This window comes from Escherichia sp. WS2035, from assembly GCF_046487065.1.
Taxonomy (GTDB): Bacteria; Pseudomonadota; Gammaproteobacteria; order Enterobacterales; family Enterobacteriaceae; genus Escherichia; species Escherichia coli.
The window spans coordinates 44,592-62,902 of sequence record NZ_JBJQKD010000019.1 but is presented as its reverse complement, the minus strand read 5'-3'; the positions used below and the strand labels follow the sequence as shown (position 1 = coordinate 62,902).

General features: G+C 48.8%; 19 protein-coding genes and 2 pseudogenes. 15 read left to right on the top strand and 6 right to left on the bottom strand.

All coding sequences use genetic code 11. The annotated features are described in order from the left end of the window. The first annotated feature begins 100 nt into the window (after positions 1-100). A complete protein-coding gene (aldA, locus tag ACJHX4_RS23380) occupies positions 101-1,540 on the top strand; it encodes an aldehyde dehydrogenase (RefSeq protein WP_000115931.1) in 1,440 nt (479 codons plus the stop codon). Between the two features lie 41 nt (positions 1,541-1,581). On the opposite strand, the gene gap is transcribed toward aldA, so the two are convergent. Further along, positions 1,582-2,583 (bottom strand): type I glyceraldehyde-3-phosphate dehydrogenase, encoded by a 1,002-nt coding sequence (gap, locus tag ACJHX4_RS23375; RefSeq protein ID WP_000048688.1) that lies wholly within the window; start codon positions 2,581-2,583, stop codon positions 1,582-1,584. Positions 2,584-2,771: 188 nt separating this feature from the next. On the opposite strand from gap, the gene cybB reads away from it, so the two are divergent. The 3 genes from cybB (at position 2,772) to ACJHX4_RS23360 (ending at position 3,814) form a co-directional block, all read left to right on the top strand. Continuing rightward, positions 2,772-3,302 (top strand): cytochrome b561, encoded by a 531-nt coding sequence (gene cybB / locus ACJHX4_RS23370; RefSeq protein WP_001531678.1) that lies wholly within the window; start codon positions 2,772-2,774, stop codon positions 3,300-3,302. A 244-nt stretch (positions 3,303-3,546) separates the two neighbouring features. Continuing rightward, positions 3,547-3,720: a hypothetical protein gene (locus tag ACJHX4_RS23365; protein WP_000731859.1), complete on the top strand. Its 174-nt coding sequence runs from the start codon at positions 3,547-3,549 to the stop codon at positions 3,718-3,720. A 25-nt stretch (positions 3,721-3,745) separates the two neighbouring features. Continuing rightward, positions 3,746-3,814 carry a hypothetical protein gene (locus tag ACJHX4_RS23360; RefSeq protein WP_212734105.1) on the top strand — a complete coding sequence of 23 codons (69 nt, stop codon included), beginning with the start codon at positions 3,746-3,748 and terminating at the stop codon, positions 3,812-3,814. On the opposite strand, the gene hokB is transcribed toward ACJHX4_RS23360, so the two are convergent. Continuing rightward, positions 3,792-3,941, bottom strand: a complete 150-nt coding sequence (gene hokB / locus ACJHX4_RS23355) for a type I toxin-antitoxin system toxin HokB (protein ID WP_001320773.1) — start codon at positions 3,939-3,941, stop codon at positions 3,792-3,794. The genes ACJHX4_RS23360 and hokB overlap by 23 nt on opposite strands. Before the next feature lie 262 nt (positions 3,942-4,203). On the opposite strand from hokB, the pseudogene trg reads away from it, so the two are divergent. Next, positions 4,204-4,647, top strand: a pseudogene (gene trg, locus ACJHX4_RS23350) (methyl-accepting chemotaxis protein Trg); the annotation flags it as partial. Positions 4,648-4,684: 37 nt separating this feature from the next. Here trg and ACJHX4_RS23345 read toward each other — a convergent pair. After that, entirely contained in the window at positions 4,685-5,608 is a 924-nt protein-coding gene (locus ACJHX4_RS23345) for a LysR substrate-binding domain-containing protein (protein WP_000414563.1), read from the bottom strand. Positions 5,609-5,824: 216 nt separating this feature from the next. On the opposite strand from ACJHX4_RS23345, the gene ACJHX4_RS23340 reads away from it, so the two are divergent. The 4 genes from ACJHX4_RS23340 to rimL all read left to right on the top strand — a co-directional run bounded on the left by ACJHX4_RS23340 (position 5,825) and on the right by rimL (position 10,014). Next, a complete protein-coding gene (locus tag ACJHX4_RS23340; protein WP_000013747.1) occupies positions 5,825-7,168 on the top strand; it encodes a VOC family protein in 1,344 nt (447 codons plus the stop codon). A gap of 224 nt (positions 7,169-7,392) precedes the next feature. Next, positions 7,393-9,048: a glucan biosynthesis protein OpgD gene (gene opgD, locus ACJHX4_RS23335; protein ID WP_000375944.1), complete on the top strand. Its 1,656-nt coding sequence runs from the start codon at positions 7,393-7,395 to the stop codon at positions 9,046-9,048. A 139-nt stretch (positions 9,049-9,187) separates the two neighbouring features. Further along, positions 9,188-9,412 (top strand): YdcH family protein, encoded by a 225-nt coding sequence (locus ACJHX4_RS23330; protein ID WP_001296056.1) that lies wholly within the window; start codon positions 9,188-9,190, stop codon positions 9,410-9,412. A 62-nt stretch (positions 9,413-9,474) separates the two neighbouring features. After that, complete coding sequence (rimL, locus tag ACJHX4_RS23325) at positions 9,475-10,014, top strand: 50S ribosomal protein L7/L12-serine acetyltransferase (protein ID WP_001296057.1); 540 nt, start codon at positions 9,475-9,477, stop codon at positions 10,012-10,014. On the opposite strand, the gene ydcK is transcribed toward rimL, so the two are convergent. Next, on the bottom strand, positions 10,006-10,986 hold the full coding sequence (gene ydcK, locus ACJHX4_RS23320; RefSeq protein ID WP_001234088.1) for a YdcK family protein: 981 nt from the start codon (positions 10,984-10,986) through the stop codon (positions 10,006-10,008). The two genes, rimL and ydcK, sit on opposite strands and share 9 nt — an antisense overlap. 123 nt (positions 10,987-11,109) lie before the next feature. Between ydcK and tehA the strand changes: the two genes are divergently transcribed. The 3 genes from tehA to ACJHX4_RS23305 all read left to right on the top strand — a co-directional run bounded on the left by tehA (position 11,110) and on the right by ACJHX4_RS23305 (position 13,663). After that, the gene (tehA, locus tag ACJHX4_RS23315; RefSeq protein WP_001298119.1) at positions 11,110-12,102 is read left to right on the top strand and encodes a dicarboxylate transporter/tellurite-resistance protein TehA; all 993 of its coding nucleotides are present in this window, start codon (positions 11,110-11,112) and stop codon (positions 12,100-12,102) included. After that, complete coding sequence (gene tehB / locus ACJHX4_RS23310) at positions 12,099-12,692, top strand: tellurite resistance methyltransferase TehB (protein WP_000586718.1); 594 nt, start codon at positions 12,099-12,101, stop codon at positions 12,690-12,692. Before tehA ends, tehB begins: the two co-directional genes overlap by 4 nt. Before the next feature lie 302 nt (positions 12,693-12,994). After that, positions 12,995-13,663 carry a DUF3313 domain-containing protein gene (locus tag ACJHX4_RS23305; RefSeq protein ID WP_001261013.1) on the top strand — a complete coding sequence of 223 codons (669 nt, stop codon included), beginning with the start codon at positions 12,995-12,997 and terminating at the stop codon, positions 13,661-13,663. A 34-nt stretch (positions 13,664-13,697) separates the two neighbouring features. Here the strand turns inward: ACJHX4_RS23305 and ydcO are convergent, their stop codons facing one another. Next, complete coding sequence (ydcO, locus tag ACJHX4_RS23300; RefSeq protein ID WP_023141550.1) at positions 13,698-14,909, bottom strand: BenE family transporter YdcO; 1,212 nt, start codon at positions 14,907-14,909, stop codon at positions 13,698-13,700. A gap of 52 nt (positions 14,910-14,961) precedes the next feature. Between ydcO and sutR the strand changes: the two genes are divergently transcribed. Beyond that, complete coding sequence (gene sutR / locus ACJHX4_RS23295; RefSeq protein ID WP_000429158.1) at positions 14,962-15,498, top strand: DNA-binding transcriptional regulator SutR; 537 nt, start codon at positions 14,962-14,964, stop codon at positions 15,496-15,498. Positions 15,499-15,570: 72 nt separating this feature from the next. Then, complete coding sequence (gene rlhA, locus ACJHX4_RS23290) at positions 15,571-17,532, top strand: 23S rRNA 5-hydroxycytidine C2501 synthase (protein ID WP_024187592.1); 1,962 nt, start codon at positions 15,571-15,573, stop codon at positions 17,530-17,532. Between the two features lie 91 nt (positions 17,533-17,623). On the opposite strand, the gene ACJHX4_RS23285 is transcribed toward rlhA, so the two are convergent. Further along, positions 17,624-17,854 (bottom strand): DUF2554 family protein, encoded by a 231-nt coding sequence (locus tag ACJHX4_RS23285; protein WP_000491567.1) that lies wholly within the window; start codon positions 17,852-17,854, stop codon positions 17,624-17,626. A gap of 178 nt (positions 17,855-18,032) precedes the next feature. On the opposite strand from ACJHX4_RS23285, the pseudogene hicB reads away from it, so the two are divergent. Continuing rightward, positions 18,033-18,269: pseudogene (gene hicB, locus ACJHX4_RS23280) on the top strand (type II toxin-antitoxin system antitoxin HicB); the annotation flags it as partial. Positions 18,270-18,311: the final 42 nt, after the last annotated feature.

Genomic DNA, 18,311 nt, shown 5'->3' with positions numbered 1-18,311 from the left:
CTTCACAGAATTGTCCTTTCACGATGCCGTCTCTCTGATGATTGATGTTAATTAACAATAAATTTACCAAAAACAAACATGCAAATCACAGGAGTCGCCCATGTCAGTACCCGTTCAACATCCTATGTATATCGATGGACAGTTTGTTACCTGGCGTGGAGACGCATGGATTGATGTGGTTAACCCTGCTACAGAGGCTGTCATTTCCCGCATTCCCGATGGTCAGGCCGAGGATGCCCGTAAGGCAATCGATGCAGCAGAACGTGCACAACCAGAATGGGAAGCGTTGCCTGCTATTGAACGCGCCAGTTGGTTGCGCAAAATCTCCGCCGGGATCCGGGAACGTGCCAGTGAAATCAGTGCGCTGATTGTCGAAGAAGGGGGCAAGATCCAGCAGTTGGCTGAAGTCGAAGTGGCTTTTACTGCGGACTATATCGATTATATGGCGGAGTGGGCACGGCGTTACGAGGGCGAGATTATTCAAAGCGATCGTCCAGGAGAAAATATCCTTCTGTTTAAACGTGCGCTTGGCGTGACTACCGGCATTCTGCCGTGGAACTTTCCGTTCTTCCTCATTGCCCGCAAAATGGCTCCCGCTCTTTTGACCGGTAATACCATCGTCATTAAACCCAGTGAATTTACGCCAAACAATGCGATTGCATTCGCCAAAATCGTTGATGAAATAGGCCTTCCGCGCGGCGTGTTTAACCTTGTACTCGGGCGTGGTGAAAACGTTGGGCAAGAACTGGCGGGTAACCCAAAGGTTGCAATGGTCAGTATGACAGGCAGCGTCTCTGCAGGTGAAAAGATTATGGCGACTGCGGCGAAAAACATCACCAAAGTGTGCCTGGAATTGGGGGGTAAAGCACCGGCTATCGTAATGGACGATGCCGATATTGAACTGGCAGTCAAAGCCATCGTTGATTCACGCGTCATTAATAGTGGGCAAGTGTGTAACTGTGCAGAACGTGTTTATGTACAGAAAAGCATTTATGATCAGTTCGTCAATCGGCTGGGTGAAGCGATGCAGGCGGTTCAATTTGGTAACCCTGCTGAACGCAACGACATTGCGATGGGACCGTTGATTAACGCCGCGGCGCTGGAAAGGGTTGAGCAAAAAGTGGCGCGCGCAGTAGAAGAAGGGGCGAGAGTGGCGTTGGGTGGCAAAGCGGTAGAGGGGAAAGGATATTATTATCCGCCGACATTGCTGCTGGATGTTCGCCAGGAAATGTCGATTATGCATGAGGAAACCTTTGGTCCGGTTCTGCCGGTGGTCGCATTTGACACGCTGGAAGAGGCTATCTCAATGGCTAATGACAGTGATTACGGCCTGACCTCATCAATCTATACCCAAAATCTGAACGTCGCGATGAAAGCCATTAAAGGGCTGAAGTTTGGTGAAACTTACATCAACCGTGAAAACTTCGAAGCTATGCAAGGCTTCCACGCTGGATGGCGTAAATCCGGTATTGGCGGCGCAGATGGTAAACATGGCTTGCATGAATATCTGCAGACCCAGGTGGTTTATTTACAGTCGTAGTGAGTGAAAGAGGCGGAGGTTTTTTCCTCCGCCTGTGCGCGTCAGAGTTTAGCGAATTTTTCGAGGGTGCGAATAAGCTGCGTGACGAAGCCATATTCGTTATCGTACCAGGCGACCGTTTTCACCAGTTGTAAATCGCCCACGGCGGTAATTTCCGTTTGCGTGGCATCAAACACCGAACCGAAATGGCTGCCAATGATATCGGAAGAGACTATTTCTTCATCGGTATAACCAAATGACTCGTTATTGTTTGTCGCCTTTTTAAGCGCGTTGTTCACCTCTTCGGCAGTCACTTTTTTTCCGAGAATCGACACCAGTTCAGTGACCGAACCTGTTTTCACCGGCACGCGTTGCGCATGACCTTTCAGTTTGCCGCTCAGTTCCGGGATCACCAGGCCAATGGCTTTTGCCGCCCCCGTAGTGTGGGGAATGATATTTTCTGCCGCTGCGCGTGAAGCACGTAAATCTTTACCACGCGGGCCATCCACCAGTGACTGGGTGCCGGTATAGGCATGAATGGTCGTCATCGTGCCGACTTCTATCCCGAAACTGTCATGCAAGGCTTTGGCCATCGGCGCAAGGCAGTTAGTGGTGCATGACGCCACGGAAACAATGGTGTCGTTGCCATCCAGAGTGTCGTCATTGACGTTATAAACGATGGTTTTCATTTCACCGGCAGGGGCGGAAATCAACACCTTCTTCGCGCCAGCATCAAGATGCGCCTGCGATTTCTCGGCGGAGGTATAAAAGCCTGTACATTCGACAATGATTTCTGCGCCTTTCGCTTTCCACGGAATATTTTTAGCCTCTTTTTCGGCGTAAACCGCGATACTTTTCCCATCAACGATAAGTGAATCTTCCGTATAATCAACGCTCCAGGGGAACGGTCCGTAGTTTGAATCATGTTTCAGCAGGTAGGCGAGAATTTTTGGGGAAGTGAGATCATTAATAGCGACAACGTCTATGTTGCTTTTGACTTCAAGTAATCGACGCAACACCAGTCGACCGATACGACCAAAACCATTAATACCAACTTTACTCATGGTCTTCTCCTGTCAGGAACGTTCGGATGAAAATTGATCCTTTCCAGGCTTAGACCAGGATGGCGGGATGGGCAATCTACATTCTTGCAGTGAAACGTAACGTACTGAAAACGGGTGAACAATATTTAATGAAATTTTAAGAAAAGCCCGTTATGTTAACGGCAAATTATGTTAAAGCAGGAAATGTTATGGGAAATAAATACTCAAGGTTACAAATCAGCATTCACTGGCTGGTCTTTTTGCTGGTTATCGTAGCGTATTGCGCAATGGAGTTTCGTGGTTTCTTCCCACGTAGCGATCGGCCCCTCATCAACATGATTCATGTTTCCTGTGGCATCTCAATTCTCGTACTGATGGTGGTTCGTCTTTTGTTAAGGCTGAAATACCCAACCCCGCCGATTATACCTAAGCCAAAACCGATGATGACGGGACTGGCGCATTTGGGCCATTTGGTGATTTATCTCCTGTTTATTGCGCTGCCGGTGATTGGTTTGGTGATGATGTATAACCGGGGCAACCCGTGGTTTGCGTTTGGTTTGACGATGCCTTACGCTTCAGAGGCCAATTTCGAGCGGGTTGATAGCTTAAAGTCGTGGCATGAAACGCTGGCGAATCTGGGATATTTTGTCATCGGGTTGCACGCTGCGGCTGCACTGGCACACCACTATTTCTGGAAGGACAACACACTTCTACGCATGATGCCACGTAAACGTTCCTGAAGGATATTTAAAGAAAACGCCTGTACTAAAACCGACCCGTGGTACAGGCGAAGAATACGGGCCTACATCGGAAGCGCCTATTATATTTATTTGTATGACAAATAAAACCATAATCCTTGTCTATACGTCCATCTGGCTTATCTTTAATCAATTCACCCGATCTTTGATCTCATCAACGGTATCAAAATAAACCAGCGTATAACGTTCAAATCGAACATAAGATTCGATAAATCATGGAGGTTATATGAAAAAACTGGCACTTATCCTGGTTATGGGAACGCTTGTTTCCTTTTATGCCGATGCCGGGCGCAAACCCTGTTCTGGTTCGAAAGGGGGGATCTCACACTGTACGGCAGGCGGCAAATTTGTCTGTAATGATGGTTCTATTAGTGCATCGAAAAAAACATGCACTAACTGAAGTGTAAAAGGGGGGCCATGAGAAAATGAATCCGCTAGTCAGATGCGCGGGGAAAACCCCCGCGCTTGCCCTTACCTGGACGTGCAGGCCATGAGCGCAGCAACCTCCTTATCACCGTCCCGGAACCGCAGTTCGTAGAGCGTTTGTCGGGTCAGGAGTGTGAATGTCAGAATCGTAATGCAGATAATGAGCAGACACACCACCAGAGGGTTGTGCTTCATAGCCTTTCTCCTTGCCGGATGGCGGGTAAGAGGCTAAGATCTGAATTGCTAGGTTCATTCGTTGGCCTCGGTTGATAGAAATATCGGTCGGGGCCTTCGTCTTTCTGATTCCAGGTTAGCCTGAAAACAGAAAGTCTCAGGCACCCGTGAGCATCCTATGTGGTTTCCTTAGGGACGAAAATAATCACCTGACGAAATCGCGTGCTGCTTTCCAGAATTTTTCGTCATTCGGTTTAGCCAGTTTAATCATTCGTTACTCTCGCAAGGCCGTGGATTTGCCGTTGTCGCCAGCGAAGTACGGACACTCGCAAGCCGCAGCGCCCAGGCGGCGAAAGAGATTGAAGGCTTGATCAGTGAATCAGTCAGGTTAATTGACCTGGGATCGGATGAGGTGGCAACGGCAGGGAAAACCATGTGCACTATTGTTGATGCCGTCGCGAGTGTCACACATATCATGCAGGAAATCGCCACCGCCTCGGGTGAACAAAGTCGAGGCATAACGCAGGTTAGCCAGGCGATTTCTGAAATGGATAAGGTGACGCAACAGAATGCTTCTCTGGTAGAAGAGGCCTCAACGGCGGCGGTGTCCCTTGAAGAACAGGCGGCACGACTAACTGAGGCGGTGGACGTATTCCGTCTGAACAAACATTCTGTGTCGGCAGAACCACGAGGAGCGGGTGAACCAGTTAGTTTTGCTACGGTGTGAAAATGTTAAAGGAGGGATCGACAGATCCCTTCACCTTTCAGAACGGCATTGATTTTCGAATAGCGTTAATCATCAACTGGCAACCAGAAGAGAACGTCGCATCTACGCGGGTCAGTATTCCAATCGGTTCGCCTGCACCATGTCCCGGAACAGGCAGGGCTACCAGCGTGGCATGACGCAGGTCGTCTTTTACAGCGCCAGAAGGGACAAACCACACGTAATCGTATTCAACCGTAAGTTGACGAGATAGCGAAGCAGACAGCGTTTCGATACAACCCGAAGGAATTTTACATCCCTGGCTCTGCACTAATGCATCTGAATGCTGGCGTGGCGCAGTGCCTTCTGGTGATACAACGACCGGCCATTCCAGCACCCGGCTTAGCGTTACGTTCTCCTGAAGTAGCGGGTGATTAGGGCGGACAACCAGCTTCAGCGATTCAAGAAACAGTAGTTCGTAATTAAGCCCGTTCATCAGTTCAGGATCTGACATCCGACCAATGCCGATATCGATTTCCCCGGTTTTTAAACCCGCCAGAATCATAGGGTTACTCATTGTCGCAACTTGCAAGGTCGTCTCTTTTTGTTGCTGATGAAACTGACCTATAACCGAAGGTAATATCCCTAGTGCCGCAGTAGGTAGCGCACCAACCCTGACGACATCATTATTAAGACCTTCTTTACGATGAAGCGACTGTCCGGCAGTGTTGATGGCGTCAAGAACTCTGACTGCATGCGTTAAAAATTGTTCGCCGGGTAAGGTAAGTTGCGCCCCCTGACGACCACGCTCAAACAAGCGAGCGCCCGTCAGCTGCTCCAGTTCATTCAATGTCTTAGAGAGCGCAGGTTGACTCAAATTAAGGGTTTCAGCCGCGCGCCCCAAAGTTCCTTGTTGTGCGACAGCTACGAATGTATGAAGGTGGCGCAAACGGATGCGCTGACTAAACAGACTATTTTTTTCCATAAGCGATGTTAAAAACGAAGCGGTGTCGCTGACAAGTGAAGTTGTTTTATTATGATAACTTGATTGCAAAATATTATTAACAATTAAAGCAACTATGTTACAGCAAAATGGATAATATTGATGTTTTCGCGGCGAGATCACAGTTTGTAAATTCTTCCAGCCGGAGTGAATGCGGTTACCTACACTCCAGATTACTGACCACTGGAGGCAGACACTATGGCGAACAGCATCACGGCGGATGAGATTCGGGAACAGTTTTCGCAGGCAATGTCAGCCATGTACCAGCAAGAAGTTCCGCAGTACGGCACGCTGCTGGAACTGGTAGCTGATGTAAATCTGGCGGTGCTGGAAAACAATCCTCAACTGCACGAAAAAATGGTAAATGCAGACGAACTGGCGCGACTGAATGTTGAACGTCATGGGGCGATTCGCGTTGGGACTGCACAAGAGCTTGCTACTCTTCGGCGGATGTTTGCCATTATGGGGATGTACCCGGTGAGCTATTACGATCTCTCGCAGGCAGGGGTGCCGGTACATTCGACAGCATTTCGGCCCATTGATGCTGCTTCTCTGGCGCGTAATCCCTTCCGCGTTTTTACCTCATTACTCCGCCTTGAGCTTATCGAGAACGAATTATTACGCCAGAAAGCGGCGGAGATTCTGCGTCAGCGCGATATCTTCACCCCACGTTGTCGACAACTGTTACAGGAATATGAGCAGCGGGGCGGTTTTAACGAAACACAGGCACAGGAGTTTGTGCAGGAAGCCCTGGAAACGTTTCGCTGGCACCAGTCAGCAACGGTAGATGAAAAAACCTATCGCGCCTTGCACAACGAACATCGGTTGATTGCTGATGTGGTCTGTTTTCCTGGATGCCATATCAACCACCTGACGCCACGCACGCTGGATATTGACCGGGTGCAGTCGATGATGCCTGAATGCGGAATTGAACCCAAAATTCTGATCGAAGGGCCGCCGCGCCGCGAGGTGCCGATTTTACTACGCCAGACCAGCTTTAAAGCACTGGAAGAGACGGTGTTGTTTGCGGGGCAGAAACAGGGCACACATACCGCGCGCTTTGGTGAAATTGAGCAGCGTGGTGTGGCATTAACGCCGAAAGGGCGACAACTGTATGATGATCTTCTGCGGAACGCTGGAACCGGGCAGGATAATCTCACTCACCAAATGCATTTACAGGAAACCTTCCGCACTTTTCCTGACAGTGAGTTTTTAATGCGTCAGCAAGGGCTGGGATGGTTCCGGTACCGTCTGACGCCTTCGGGTGAGGCGCATCGTCAGGCGATTCATCCCGGAGACGATCCACAGCCCTTAATAGAACGTGGTTGGGTAGTGGCGCAACCCATTACCTATGAAGATTTCTTGCCCGTTAGCGCGGCGGGGATCTTCCAGTCAAATCTGGGTAATGAAACGCAGGCATGCAATCACGGTGATGCCAGTCGCGAAGCATTTGAGCAGGCGTTGGGGTGTCCGGTTTTGGATGAGTTCCAGCTTTATCAGGAAGCGGAAGAACGCAGTAAACGTCGCTGTGGTTTGCTTTAAATTCTGACCATCCGCCTTTGCAAAAATTTGCCTGATTTTACAAACGAATCAGGCTCATCCCATCGACATAAAAAAAATGCCAATTTATGCATATTCTCTGATTTCAACAATTGGATTATTAATAAATATTGTCTAGAGTGAGCGGTCATAAATAAGCACTTTCTTGCCGCTGAAAATGACCAGCGCGGGACCATTCACAACACCAGAAGGACTCACTTTCAGGTATGGATCGTAGACGATTTATTAAAGGTTCAATGGCTATGGCCGCCGTGTGCGGTACCAGCGGCATTGCTTCTCTTTTTTCTCAGGCGGCATTCGCGGCCGATTCTGATATTGCCGACGGGCAAACCCAGCGTTTTGACTTCTCCATTCTACAGTCAATGGCGCACGACTTAGCGCAAACAGCATGGCGTGGTGCACCACGTCCGTTACCTGATACTCTGGCGACAATGACGCCGCAGGCTTATAACAGTATTCAATACGACGCCGAAAAATCGCTCTGGCATAACGTTGAGAACCGTCAACTGGACGCTCAGTTTTTCCATATGGGAATGGGATTCCGTCGCCGCGTTCGTATGTTTTCTGTAGATCCAGCAACACATCTGGCGCGTGAAATTCACTTTCGCCCGGAGTTGTTCAAATACAACGATGCGGGTGTGGATACCAAACAATTAGAAGGGCAAAGCGATCTCGGTTTTGCCGGTTTTCGCGTGTTTAAAGCCCCCGAACTGGCGCGCCGTGATGTAGTATCATTCCTCGGCGCGAGTTATTTCCGCGCCGTTGATGACACATATCAATACGGTTTGTCGGCCCGCGGCCTGGCGATCGACACTTACACCGACAGCAAAGAAGAGTTCCCCGACTTTACCGCCTTCTGGTTTGATACGGTAAAACCAGGGGCAACCACCTTTACCGTTTATGCGTTGCTCGATAGCGCCAGCATTACTGGTGCCTATAAGTTCACTATCCATTGTGAGAAAAATCAGGTGATTATGGATGTGGAAAATCACCTGTATGCGCGCAAAGACATTAAACAGCTGGGCATTGCACCGATGACCAGTATGTTCAGCTGCGGTACTAATGAACGTCGGATGTGCGACACCATTCATCCGCAAATCCATGACTCTGATCGTCTGTCCATGTGGCGGGGCAACGGCGAGTGGATTTGCCGTCCGCTGAACAATCCGCAAAAATTGCAGTTCAATGCTTACACCGACAACAACCCGAAAGGGTTTGGTTTATTGCAACTGGATCGTGATTTCTCCCATTATCAGGACATTATGGGCTGGTATAACAAACGCCCAAGTCTGTGGGTGGAACCGCGTAACAAGTGGGGTAAGGGCACCATCGGCCTGATGGAAATCCCAACTACGGGGGAAACGCTGGATAACATTGTTTGCTTCTGGCAGCCAGAAAAAGCTGTAAAAGCGGGTGATGAGTTTGCATTCCAGTATCGTCTGTACTGGAGTGCGCAACCGCCTGTTCATTGCCCATTAGCGCGCGTTATGGCGACGCGTACCGGCATGGGCGGTTTCCCGGAAGGTTGGGCGCCAGGTGAACACTATCCCGAAAAATGGGCGCGACGTTTTGCCGTCGATTTCGTTGGTGGCGATCTGAAAGCTGCCGCGCCAAAAGGCATTGAGCCGGTGATTACGCTTTCCAGTGGGGAAGCGAAGCAAATCGAAATTCTCTATATTGAACCCATTGATGGTTATCGTATTCAGTTTGACTGGTATCCGACTTCGGACTCCACTGATCCGGTCGATATGCGGATGTATCTGCGTTGTCAGGGCGACGCTATCAGTGAAACATGGTTATATCAGTATTTCCCGCCAGCGCCGGATAAACGTCAGTATGTTGATGACCGCGTGATGAGTTAATCGTTTTTTCTTCGGCATCTTCTTCGGGAGGTGCCGTCTGGTTAAACACGATCCCGCTCGCATTTTTTCCTAAGTTAAATGAGTAATCTGCTGGTGTGTATTTCAGATACACCTTGTCAGCCACTAACAGGGAGTGCGTATGTTTCCAGAATACCGAGATTTAATATCCCGTCTGAAAAACGAAAATCCTCGCTTTATGTCCTTGTTCGATAAACACAATAAACTTGATCATGAAATTGCCAGAAAGGAAGGTTCCGACGGTCGAGGGTACAATGCGGAAGTGGTCCGCATGAAAAAACAAAAGCTACAGTTAAAAGATGAGATGCTCAAAATCCTGCAGCAGGTGAGCGTCAAAGAGGTGTAAACTTTCCTAAGCCGCCAGCCAGGCGGCTTTTTTAACAGCTGCATGGATTGACTGGAGATAAGATGACTGAAACGATAAAAGTAAGCGAATCACTTGAATTACATGCTGTTGCGGAAAGTCATGTCACACTTCTTTATCAGTTAATCTGTAAAAATAAAACCTGGTTACAGCAGTCGCTAAACTGGCCGCAGTTTGTTCAAAGTGAAGAGGACACGCGAAAAACGGTGCAGGGTAATGTGATGTTGCATCAACGCGGCTATGCCAAAATGTTCATGATTTTCAAAGAAGATGAACTTATCGGCGTTATCTCTTTTAATCGTATTGAACCACTGAATAAAACCGCTGAAATCGGCTACTGGCTGGACGAACCTCATCAGGGGCAGGGGATCATTTCTCAGGCGCTGCAGGCATTGATTCATCATTACGCTCAGTCTGGTGAACTTAGACGCTTCGTGATCAAATGTCGGGTGGACAATCCGCAAAGCAACCAGGTAGCGTTGCGCAATGGTTTTATCCTTGAAGGTTGCCTGAAACAGGCTGAGTTTCTGAATGATGCCTATGATGATGTGAACTTATACGCGCGTATTATCGATTCACAATAACCCTGCCAGCAGCGTTCGCGTAATGCGCTCCTCGCCGTTAATGACTTTTGGACCACGGACATGAATCGTGTCGCCATCAAAGGCTTCAACGACGGCGTGGTCAGTTAACTCCACATGGTTTTCAATTATCACCGCACCTGTAATACGGCTCTCACCTTGTATTACAACGTGCTCGTCGAGCAGAATCGGTCCGCCACGTACCACGGCATTTCCGCCAATCAAGACATGATGTTTTAACACACAATTACCTTCCACAATGGCATATTCCGCCACCTGTGAACTGTAATGAATCGTCGGAATGGCATCTTCTTCTATGCCAGCTTTCACCTGCGCGTGACCGTAAACTTTAGCGCAATCGCATAGCCAGACGTTGTTCTCTTCATTACCTTCAATACTGGCAAAATCAAAAACTTCGGCGCGATGTTCAATAAAAGCATACCGGACGACGGCATCGCCATAAATTTGTGCCTGGTGGACAATACGCGAGGCGCTAACCTTTGCGCGATCATAAATTTGTAGCAGGAGTTGATGGTCGGGCGTTAAGCCTTGTGCGGCGACGATCATAGAATGTTGATCAATTAAGGCGTGACCAAATATTCTACATTGACCGCAAACTAATGAGTCACTAATGGTGACACTGTCACTTATATATGCACCCTGGCTGATTTCACTATTATCGATCCAGACATTATCCGTTGCGTAAACCTCTCCCCACAGCACGCTGGTGCCGGTGATACGCGTATTCCCGGAAATCACCGTTCCGCCGAACGCAATAGCATTCTGGTCGTAAATCCAGCAATTTCCTTCCTGTGCTAACACCGTTTCGCGATCGATCCAGCCGCCAGCGCTTCCTGCTATCACATCGTTAAAATCGCTCATGGCGATAATTTGCCGTAATAACACACTTTTTTTAGTGCCATCTTCCTGATAACTAAAGGCTCGCTGTTCTTCACTTAGACGATATTTACGCATAGCGTTTTCCCACAGGTGACTTACTATAACCGTAGCAAATTCTGCGGCTCTGGCTATGCTCGAGAAAATTCCATAAAATGCATTTCAAATATACTTTATAAATTAAACAAAATGAGTAAGAAGATGCAGAGCGATAAAGTGCTCAATTTGCCGGCAGGCTACTTTGGTATTGTGTTGGGGACGATAGGGATGGGATTTGCCTGGCGCTATGCCAGCCAGGTTTGGCAGGTCAGCCACTGGTTGGGGGATGGGCTGGTGATTCTGGCGATGATCATCTGGGGATTATTGACTGGCGCATTTATTACCCGACTCATACGCTTTCCGCATAGCGTGCTGGCAGAAGTGCGCCATCCAGTGCTGAGCAGTTTTGTGAGTTTGTTTCCGGCAACGACGATGCTGGTGGCGATTGGTTTTGTTCCGTGGTTTCGCCCACTGGCGGTGTGCCTGTTCAGTTTTGGTGTCGTGGTTCAGTTGGCTTATGCCGCCTGGCAAACTGCGGGATTATGGCGTGGATCTCACCCTGAAGAAGCTACCACGCCTGGACTGTATCTGCCGACAGTTGCCAACAACTTTATCAGCGCAATGGCCTGTGGTGCGTTGGGCTACACCGACGCCGGTCTGGTGTTTTTAGGCGCAGGCGTTTTCTCATGGCTAAGCCTGGAACCGGTGATCTTGCAGCGTCTGCGCAGTTCGGGAGAATTACCCACGGCACTGAGGACATCACTCGGCATTCAGCTCGCTCCTGCGCTGGTGGCCTGTAGTGCCTGGCTGAGCGTCAACGGCGGCGAGGGTGACACGCTGGCGAAAATGCTTTTCGGTTATGGACTGCTGCAACTGCTGTTTATGCTACGTCTGATGCCATGGTATCTCTCCCAGCCATTTAATGCTTCATTCTGGAGTTTCTCGTTCGGCGTATCTGCACTGGCAACCACCGGTTTGCATCTGGGGAGTGGCAGCGATAATGGATTTTTCCATACGCTGGCGGTGCCGCTGTTTATCTTTACCAATTTTATTATTGCAATACTGCTCATCCGTACTTTTGCGCTTCTGATGCAGGGAAAATTGTTAGTCAGAACCGAGCGCGCCGTTTTAATGAAAGCAGAGGACAAAGAATGATCATTCGTGATGAAAACTATTTTACTGATAAATATGAATTAACCCGCACACACTCTGAAGTGCTGGAAGCGGTGAAAGTGGTTAAACCGGGTAAAACGCTGGATCTGGGCTGTGGCAATGGTCGTAACAGTCTTTACCTGGCAGCCAATGGTTATGATGTTGACGCATGGGATAAAAATGCCATGAGTATCGCCAACGTCGAGCGCATTAAGTCCATTGAAAATCTGGATAATTTACACACCCGGGTCGTTGATCTGAATAACCTCACATTTGATGGACAGTACGATTTTATTCTTTCGACTGTGGTGCTGATGTTCCTTGAGGCTAAAACCATCCCAGGGCTGATTGCCAATATGCAACGTTGCGCTAAACCTGGCGGTTACAACCTGATTGTGGCGGCGATGGATACCGCTGATTATCCATGTACCGTCGGCTTCCCGTTTGCCTTCAAAGAGGGGGAATTACGTCGATATTACGAAGGCTGGGAGATGGTGAAATACAATGAAGACGTCGGCGAGCTGCACCGCACCGACGCCAACGGTAATCGTATTAAACTGCGTTTCGCCACGATGCTGGCACGTAAAAAATGATCCGGTAAGAACAAAGCGCGTGAAAATTCCCCACGCTGAGATGGTTTACTGTTCTTCTTTTCGGTAAGCATATTTTTTATCGAAGGGATGTGAAATTAATCACAGTAGTCGAAGTTTTTTAGCCGCTTAACGTACTGAAATTTAACTACTGATGATTGACTTAGCCCCTTTTTCGGCATTGACTATGTCGTCTGAAAAGGGGCTAAAAAATTTATTTTCACCAACACTTTTTTTGCCACAACACGAAGCGGCGCTTTTTGCTATAACTTAAAAAGTAATATAATCATCTCAGGAAACTATTCATGCGTACCACATCATTTGCGAAAGTTGCAGCTTTATGCGGCTTGTTGGCTCTGTCTGGTTGTGCCTCTAAAATCACCCAGCCAGATAAATATTCTGGTTTTTTAAACAATTACTCTGATTTAAAAGAAACAACCTCGGCAACAGGTAAACCTGTTTTACGTTGGGTAGACCCGAGTTTTGATCAAAGCAAATATGACAGCATCGTCTGGAACCCAATCACTTATTATCCGGTACCGAAACCTTCTACCCAGGTAGGGCAGAAAGTTCTGGATAAAATTTTGAACTATACCAACACCGAAATGAAAGAAGCGATAGCGCAGCGTAAACCACTGGTTACCACCGCTGGGCCGCGTAGTCTGATTTTCCGTGGGGCCATTACCGGTGTAGATACCAGCAAAGAAGGGCTGCAATTCTATGAAGTGGTTCCTGTTGCATTAGTGGTTGCGGGGACGCAAATGGCTACAGGCCACCGTACCATGGATACTCGCTTGTATTTTGAAGGTGAGCTGATTGATGCAGCGACTAATAAACCGGTTATCAAAGTCGTTCGTCAGGGCGAAGGTAAAGACCTGAATAACGAAAGTACGCCAATGGCTTTCGAAAATATTAAACAAGTTATTGATGACATGGCGACCGATGCCACCATGTTTGACGTTAACAAAAAGTAGTTCCAGACGCGCCATCGTTAGATGGCGCTTTTTATTATCGGTTTCTGTTAGCGATTAAATTCAACACCACGTAACAAACGCCTCCGGCAATTAATCCCCAAAACGCAGAACCAATCCCGAACAGCGTCAATCCACTTGCCGTTACCAGAAATGCCACCACCGCCGCGTCGCGCTCACGCTCATTATGCAGCGCCTGATACAAACTGCCGCCAATGGTACTCAACAGCGCAAGACCTGCCAGCATCTGGATCCAACTTACGGGCAGGGCAGCCATCATCCCGGTAATGGCACTACCAAACAGACCTGCGATCAAATAAAAAATGCCGGCAACGGCAGCGGCCAGCCAACGTTGATCTTTATCCGGATGCGCTTCCGGGCTTTGGCAAATAGCCGCGGTGATTGCCGCAATACCGACGGAATAAACGCCGAAAGGGGAAAAAAACAGTGCCAGCAATCCAGTAAACACAATCAACGGCGAAACAGGAGCCGAATACCCGGCTGCTTTCATTGCTGCGATACCCGGTGCGTTTTGCGATGCCATCGTCACCAGAAAAAGGGGGAGTGCAACGCTCAGACTGTGAGCAAACGAAAAATCAGGGGTAATATAAGTGGGGAGAACGGGTTTAAAGACAATATCAGTTGTAACAACGTCACCTTGCGCGGTAACGATGACGATCCCAATAATCATCGCGGCAATTACCGCATAGCGCGGCGCAACGGCCTTGGCTGCCAGCCATGCCAGCAACATACTGCCACACAACGTAAATTGACCATCCAGACTGGCAAACGCCTGTAAACCAAAACGTAATAAAATCCCGGCAAGCATTGCCGCCGCAAGCGAGTGCGGAATAATGCGCATCAGACGAGCAAAGAGTCCCGTTATGCCGCAGAGGACTATTAACGCGTTGGTGACAATAAAAACGCCGATGGCTTCGTTAAGTGTTAGTTCCTGCAATCCGGTGACCAACAAAGCCGCGCCAGGCGTTGACCATGCGGTGAGAACAGGTACGCGATACCATAATGTCAGAGTCAGCGTACTGACGCCCATTGCCAGCCCCAGCGCCGTCATCCAGCCAGAGATTTGTGCAGTGGTGGCTCCGGCGACAATCGCTGCTTGCCAGATTATTGCCGCTGAACTGGCGTAGCCAATTAATACCGCCAGAAACCCCGCCAGTAGCGTGGGTGGAGGAATAGAAAACAGACGCATAGTCACCTCGTGCGTTATAACGTACAGGTACCGTAGCATTTGTCCGTTATAACGCACAAGTGATAAACTTCCGTTTTGCCGGAGGAGTCGCATGGAAAATCTCGCTCGTTTTTTATCCACCACACTTAAACAACTACGTCAGCAGCGCGGCTGGAGTCTTTCGCGACTGGCAGAAGCGACGGGCGTTTCTAAAGCGATGTTAGGGCAGATTGAGCGTAATGAATCCAGCCCGACGGTCGCGACATTATGGAAAATTGCCACCGGGTTGAACGTGCCATTTTCAACATTTATTTCTCCGCCGCAGTCCGCTACGCCTTCAGTTTATGATCCACAACGGCAGGCGATGGTGATCACTTCGCTGTTTCCTTATGATCCACAACTCTGCTTTGAACACTTCTCGATTCAGATGGCACCCGGTGCAATAAGCGAATCGATGCCCCATGAAAAGGGGGTAATCGAACATGTCGTCGTCATTGATGGACAACTTGATCTGTGTGTTGATGGTGAATGGCAGAGCCTTAATTGTGGGGAAGGCGTTCGATTTGCTGCAGACGTCACGCATGTCTATCGTAATGGTGGGGAGCAAACCGTACATTTTCATTCCCTCATCCATTACCCGCGCAGTTAAGCGGGAAAACTATTTCGCAACGTCGCGCTTGTGGCTAAAATAGCCGCCATTTTTCAGCTACTGGATAAGAAAGTGACCGTATCTTCTCATCGTCTTGAACTGTTAAGCCCGGCACGCGATGCCGCCATTGCCCGCGAAGCTATTTTGCACGGTGCCGATGCTGTTTATATCGGCGGCCCTGGTTTTGGTGCCCGTCATAATGCCAGTAATAGCCTGAAAGATATTGCCGAGTTGGTGCCGTTTGCCCATCGTTATGGTGCAAAAATTTTCGTCACGCTTAACACCATTTTGCATGATGATGAGCTGGAACCCGCGCAACGGCTGATTACTGACCTCTACCAGACCGGTGTCGATGCGCTGATTGTTCAGGATATGGGGATTCTGGAACTTGATATTCCGCCGATTGAACTGCACGCCAGTACGCAGTGCGATATTCGTACAGTAGAAAAAGCGAAGTTCCTCTCTGATGTTGGCTTCACGCAGATTGTGCTGGCGCGAGAACTGAATCTTGAGCAGATCCGCGCGATTCACCAGGCCACGAACGCGACCATTGAATTCTTTATTCATGGCGCATTGTGCGTGGCCTATTCGGGTCAGTGCTACATTTCTCATGCGCAAACAGGGCGTAGCGCCAACCGTGGCGATTGCTCGCAGGCGTGCCGTTTGCCATACACATTGAAAGACGATCAGGGGCGGGTGGTTTCCTATGAAAAACATCTGCTGTCGATGAAAGATAACGATCAGACTGCCAACCTCGGCGCGCTGATTGATGCTGGCGTACGCTCCTTCAAGATTGAAGGGCGTTACAAAGATATGAGCTACGTGAAGAATATCACCGCCCATTATCGCCAGATGCTGGATGCCATTATTGAAGAACGTGGCGATCTGGCGCGCGCTTCATCAGGTCGTACTGAACATTTCTTTGTTCCATCGACGGAAAAGACTTTCCACCGTGGTAGCACAGATTATTTTGTGAATGCCCGTAAAGGCGATATTGGCGCGTTCGATTCGCCGAAATTTATCGGCCTGCCGGTGGGCGAAGTATTGAAAGTAGCGAAAGATCATATTGATGTTGCCGTTACCGAGCCACTGGCAAATGGCGATGGCCTGAACGTGATGATTAAACGTGAAGTCGTCGGTTTTCGTGCCAATACGGTAGAGAAAACCGGAGAAAATCAGTACCGCGTCTGGCCAAATGAAATGCCAGCAGATTTGCACAAAATTCGCCCGCATCACCCACTAAACCGTAATCTTGATCATAACTGGCACCAGGCACTGACAAAAACCTCCAGCGAACGTCGGGTGGCGGTAGACATTGAACTGGGCGGCTGGCAGGAACAACTGATTCTGACCCTGACCAGTGAAGAGGGCGTCAGCGTCACGCATACGCTGGACGGGCAGTTCGACGAAGCCAATAACGCCGAAAAAGCAATGAACAATCTGAAGGATGGTCTGACAAAACTGGGGCAAACCATCTATTACGCCCGCAATGTGCAAATTAATTTGCCGGGGGCGCTGTTTGTACCAAACAGTCTGTTAAACCAGTTCCGCCGTGAAGCCGCCGATATGCTTGATGCTGCGCGTCTTGCCAGTTACCAGCGCGGCAGCCGTAAACCGGTTGCTGATCCTGCGCCGGTTTATCCGCAAACGCATCTGAGTTTCCTCGCGAACGTATACAACCAGAAAGCGCGTGAATTTTATCATCGCTATGGTGTGCAACTGATTGACGCGGCGTATGAGACACATGAAGAGAAGGGCGAAGTCCCGGTGATGATCACCAAGCATTGTCTGCGCTTTGCCTTCAATCTGTGCCCGAAACAGGCGAAAGGCAATATCAAAAGCTGGAAGGCGACGCCAATGCAACTGGTTAACGGCGATGAAGTATTAACGCTAAAGTTTGATTGCCGCCCATGCGAGATGCACGTCATTGGCAAAATCAAAAATCACATACTGAAAATGCCGTTACCGGGAAGCGTAGTGGCATCCGTAAGTCCGGATGATCTGCTGAAAACATTGCCGAAGCGAAAAGGGTAAAACGCCAGTTTTCGGGTTACTCACCACTCATCAAATCTGCATGATATTGCCTGCCGGGTAAGGCGTCATGCCGCATCCGGCAACAAATGACTCAACGCTGTCCCGCTTCTGGTTTGCGCGATTTTTGCCAGTAAAAATGCTCGCGCAAACCTTCCGCCGACTCTTCCGCCACAGCACGCAATTCATCGCTGTCCGCTTCATGACGCAGCTGATGATCCACATTCTTTACCCACATAAATTCATGTCCTTTGTGCCCTGCCATGAGTTGTCCTGAGAACAGTGCACACGTTAATAAGACAACCGATAACGCCTTCGAAAACATCCCGCCACCTTTTTCTAACCTTTTGCCGCTATGATGCCGATCGTTTCTTGAGGTTATTATTCAGTTTTGCAAATTAGAGCAAAGAAATTCTGGAATCTTCCTTCCTGATTTTGCATTGAATTCTGCCGTTGCGGCGATTTAGTGCTATTTTCGAGCACATTACACACGGAGGTAAACTTCGCCATTAAATAGTCACGATCACTTTATTGAAGTGCCTTTGAGCGTCGCCTCTAATGTATTGCTGTTAAATGCTTTTTTACAGTCAGAAATCACTCAGCAAGAGTTAGCCAGGCGAATTGGCAAACATAAACAGGAGATTACTCGCCTATTTAATTTGCACCATGCGACAAAAATCGACGCCGTCCAGCTCGCGGCTAAGGCGCTTGGCAAAGAGTTATCGCTGGTGATGGTTTAATTACAGTTAACGAAAAGTTGTCATTTTTAACAACTGATATAG

What these genes read in the sequence shown, in the direction of transcription:
- ydcK (WP_001234088.1), bottom strand. Translation starts at nt 10,986, where the DNA reads ATGCGTAAATATCGTCTAAGTGAAGAACAGCGAGCCTTTAGTTATCAG.
- sutR (WP_000429158.1), top strand. Translation starts at nt 14,962, where the DNA reads ATGGAAAATCTCGCTCGTTTTTTATCCACCACACTTAAACAACTACGT.
- gap (WP_000048688.1), bottom strand. Translation starts at nt 2,583, where the DNA reads ATGAGTAAAGTTGGTATTAATGGTTTTGGTCGTATCGGTCGACTGGTG.
- ACJHX4_RS23340 (WP_000013747.1), top strand. Translation starts at nt 5,825, where the DNA reads ATGGCGAACAGCATCACGGCGGATGAGATTCGGGAACAGTTTTCGCAG.
- tehA (WP_001298119.1), top strand. Translation starts at nt 11,110, where the DNA reads ATGCAGAGCGATAAAGTGCTCAATTTGCCGGCAGGCTACTTTGGTATT.
- opgD (WP_000375944.1), top strand. Translation starts at nt 7,393, where the DNA reads ATGGATCGTAGACGATTTATTAAAGGTTCAATGGCTATGGCCGCCGTG.
- tehB (WP_000586718.1), top strand. Translation starts at nt 12,099, where the DNA reads ATGATCATTCGTGATGAAAACTATTTTACTGATAAATATGAATTAACC.
- aldA (WP_000115931.1), top strand. Translation starts at nt 101, where the DNA reads ATGTCAGTACCCGTTCAACATCCTATGTATATCGATGGACAGTTTGTT.
- ACJHX4_RS23345 (WP_000414563.1), bottom strand. Translation starts at nt 5,608, where the DNA reads ATGGAAAAAAATAGTCTGTTTAGTCAGCGCATCCGTTTGCGCCACCTT.
- cybB (WP_001531678.1), top strand. Translation starts at nt 2,772, where the DNA reads ATGGGAAATAAATACTCAAGGTTACAAATCAGCATTCACTGGCTGGTC.
- rimL (WP_001296057.1), top strand. Translation starts at nt 9,475, where the DNA reads ATGACTGAAACGATAAAAGTAAGCGAATCACTTGAATTACATGCTGTT.
- ACJHX4_RS23365 (WP_000731859.1), top strand. Translation starts at nt 3,547, where the DNA reads ATGAAAAAACTGGCACTTATCCTGGTTATGGGAACGCTTGTTTCCTTT.
- ACJHX4_RS23330 (WP_001296056.1), top strand. Translation starts at nt 9,188, where the DNA reads ATGTTTCCAGAATACCGAGATTTAATATCCCGTCTGAAAAACGAAAAT.
- ACJHX4_RS23305 (WP_001261013.1), top strand. Translation starts at nt 12,995, where the DNA reads ATGCGTACCACATCATTTGCGAAAGTTGCAGCTTTATGCGGCTTGTTG.
- ydcO (WP_023141550.1), bottom strand. Translation starts at nt 14,909, where the DNA reads ATGCTACGGTACCTGTACGTTATAACGCACGAGGTGACTATGCGTCTG.
- hokB (WP_001320773.1), bottom strand. Translation starts at nt 3,941, where the DNA reads ATGAAGCACAACCCTCTGGTGGTGTGTCTGCTCATTATCTGCATTACG.
- ACJHX4_RS23285 (WP_000491567.1), bottom strand. Translation starts at nt 17,854, where the DNA reads ATGTTTTCGAAGGCGTTATCGGTTGTCTTATTAACGTGTGCACTGTTC.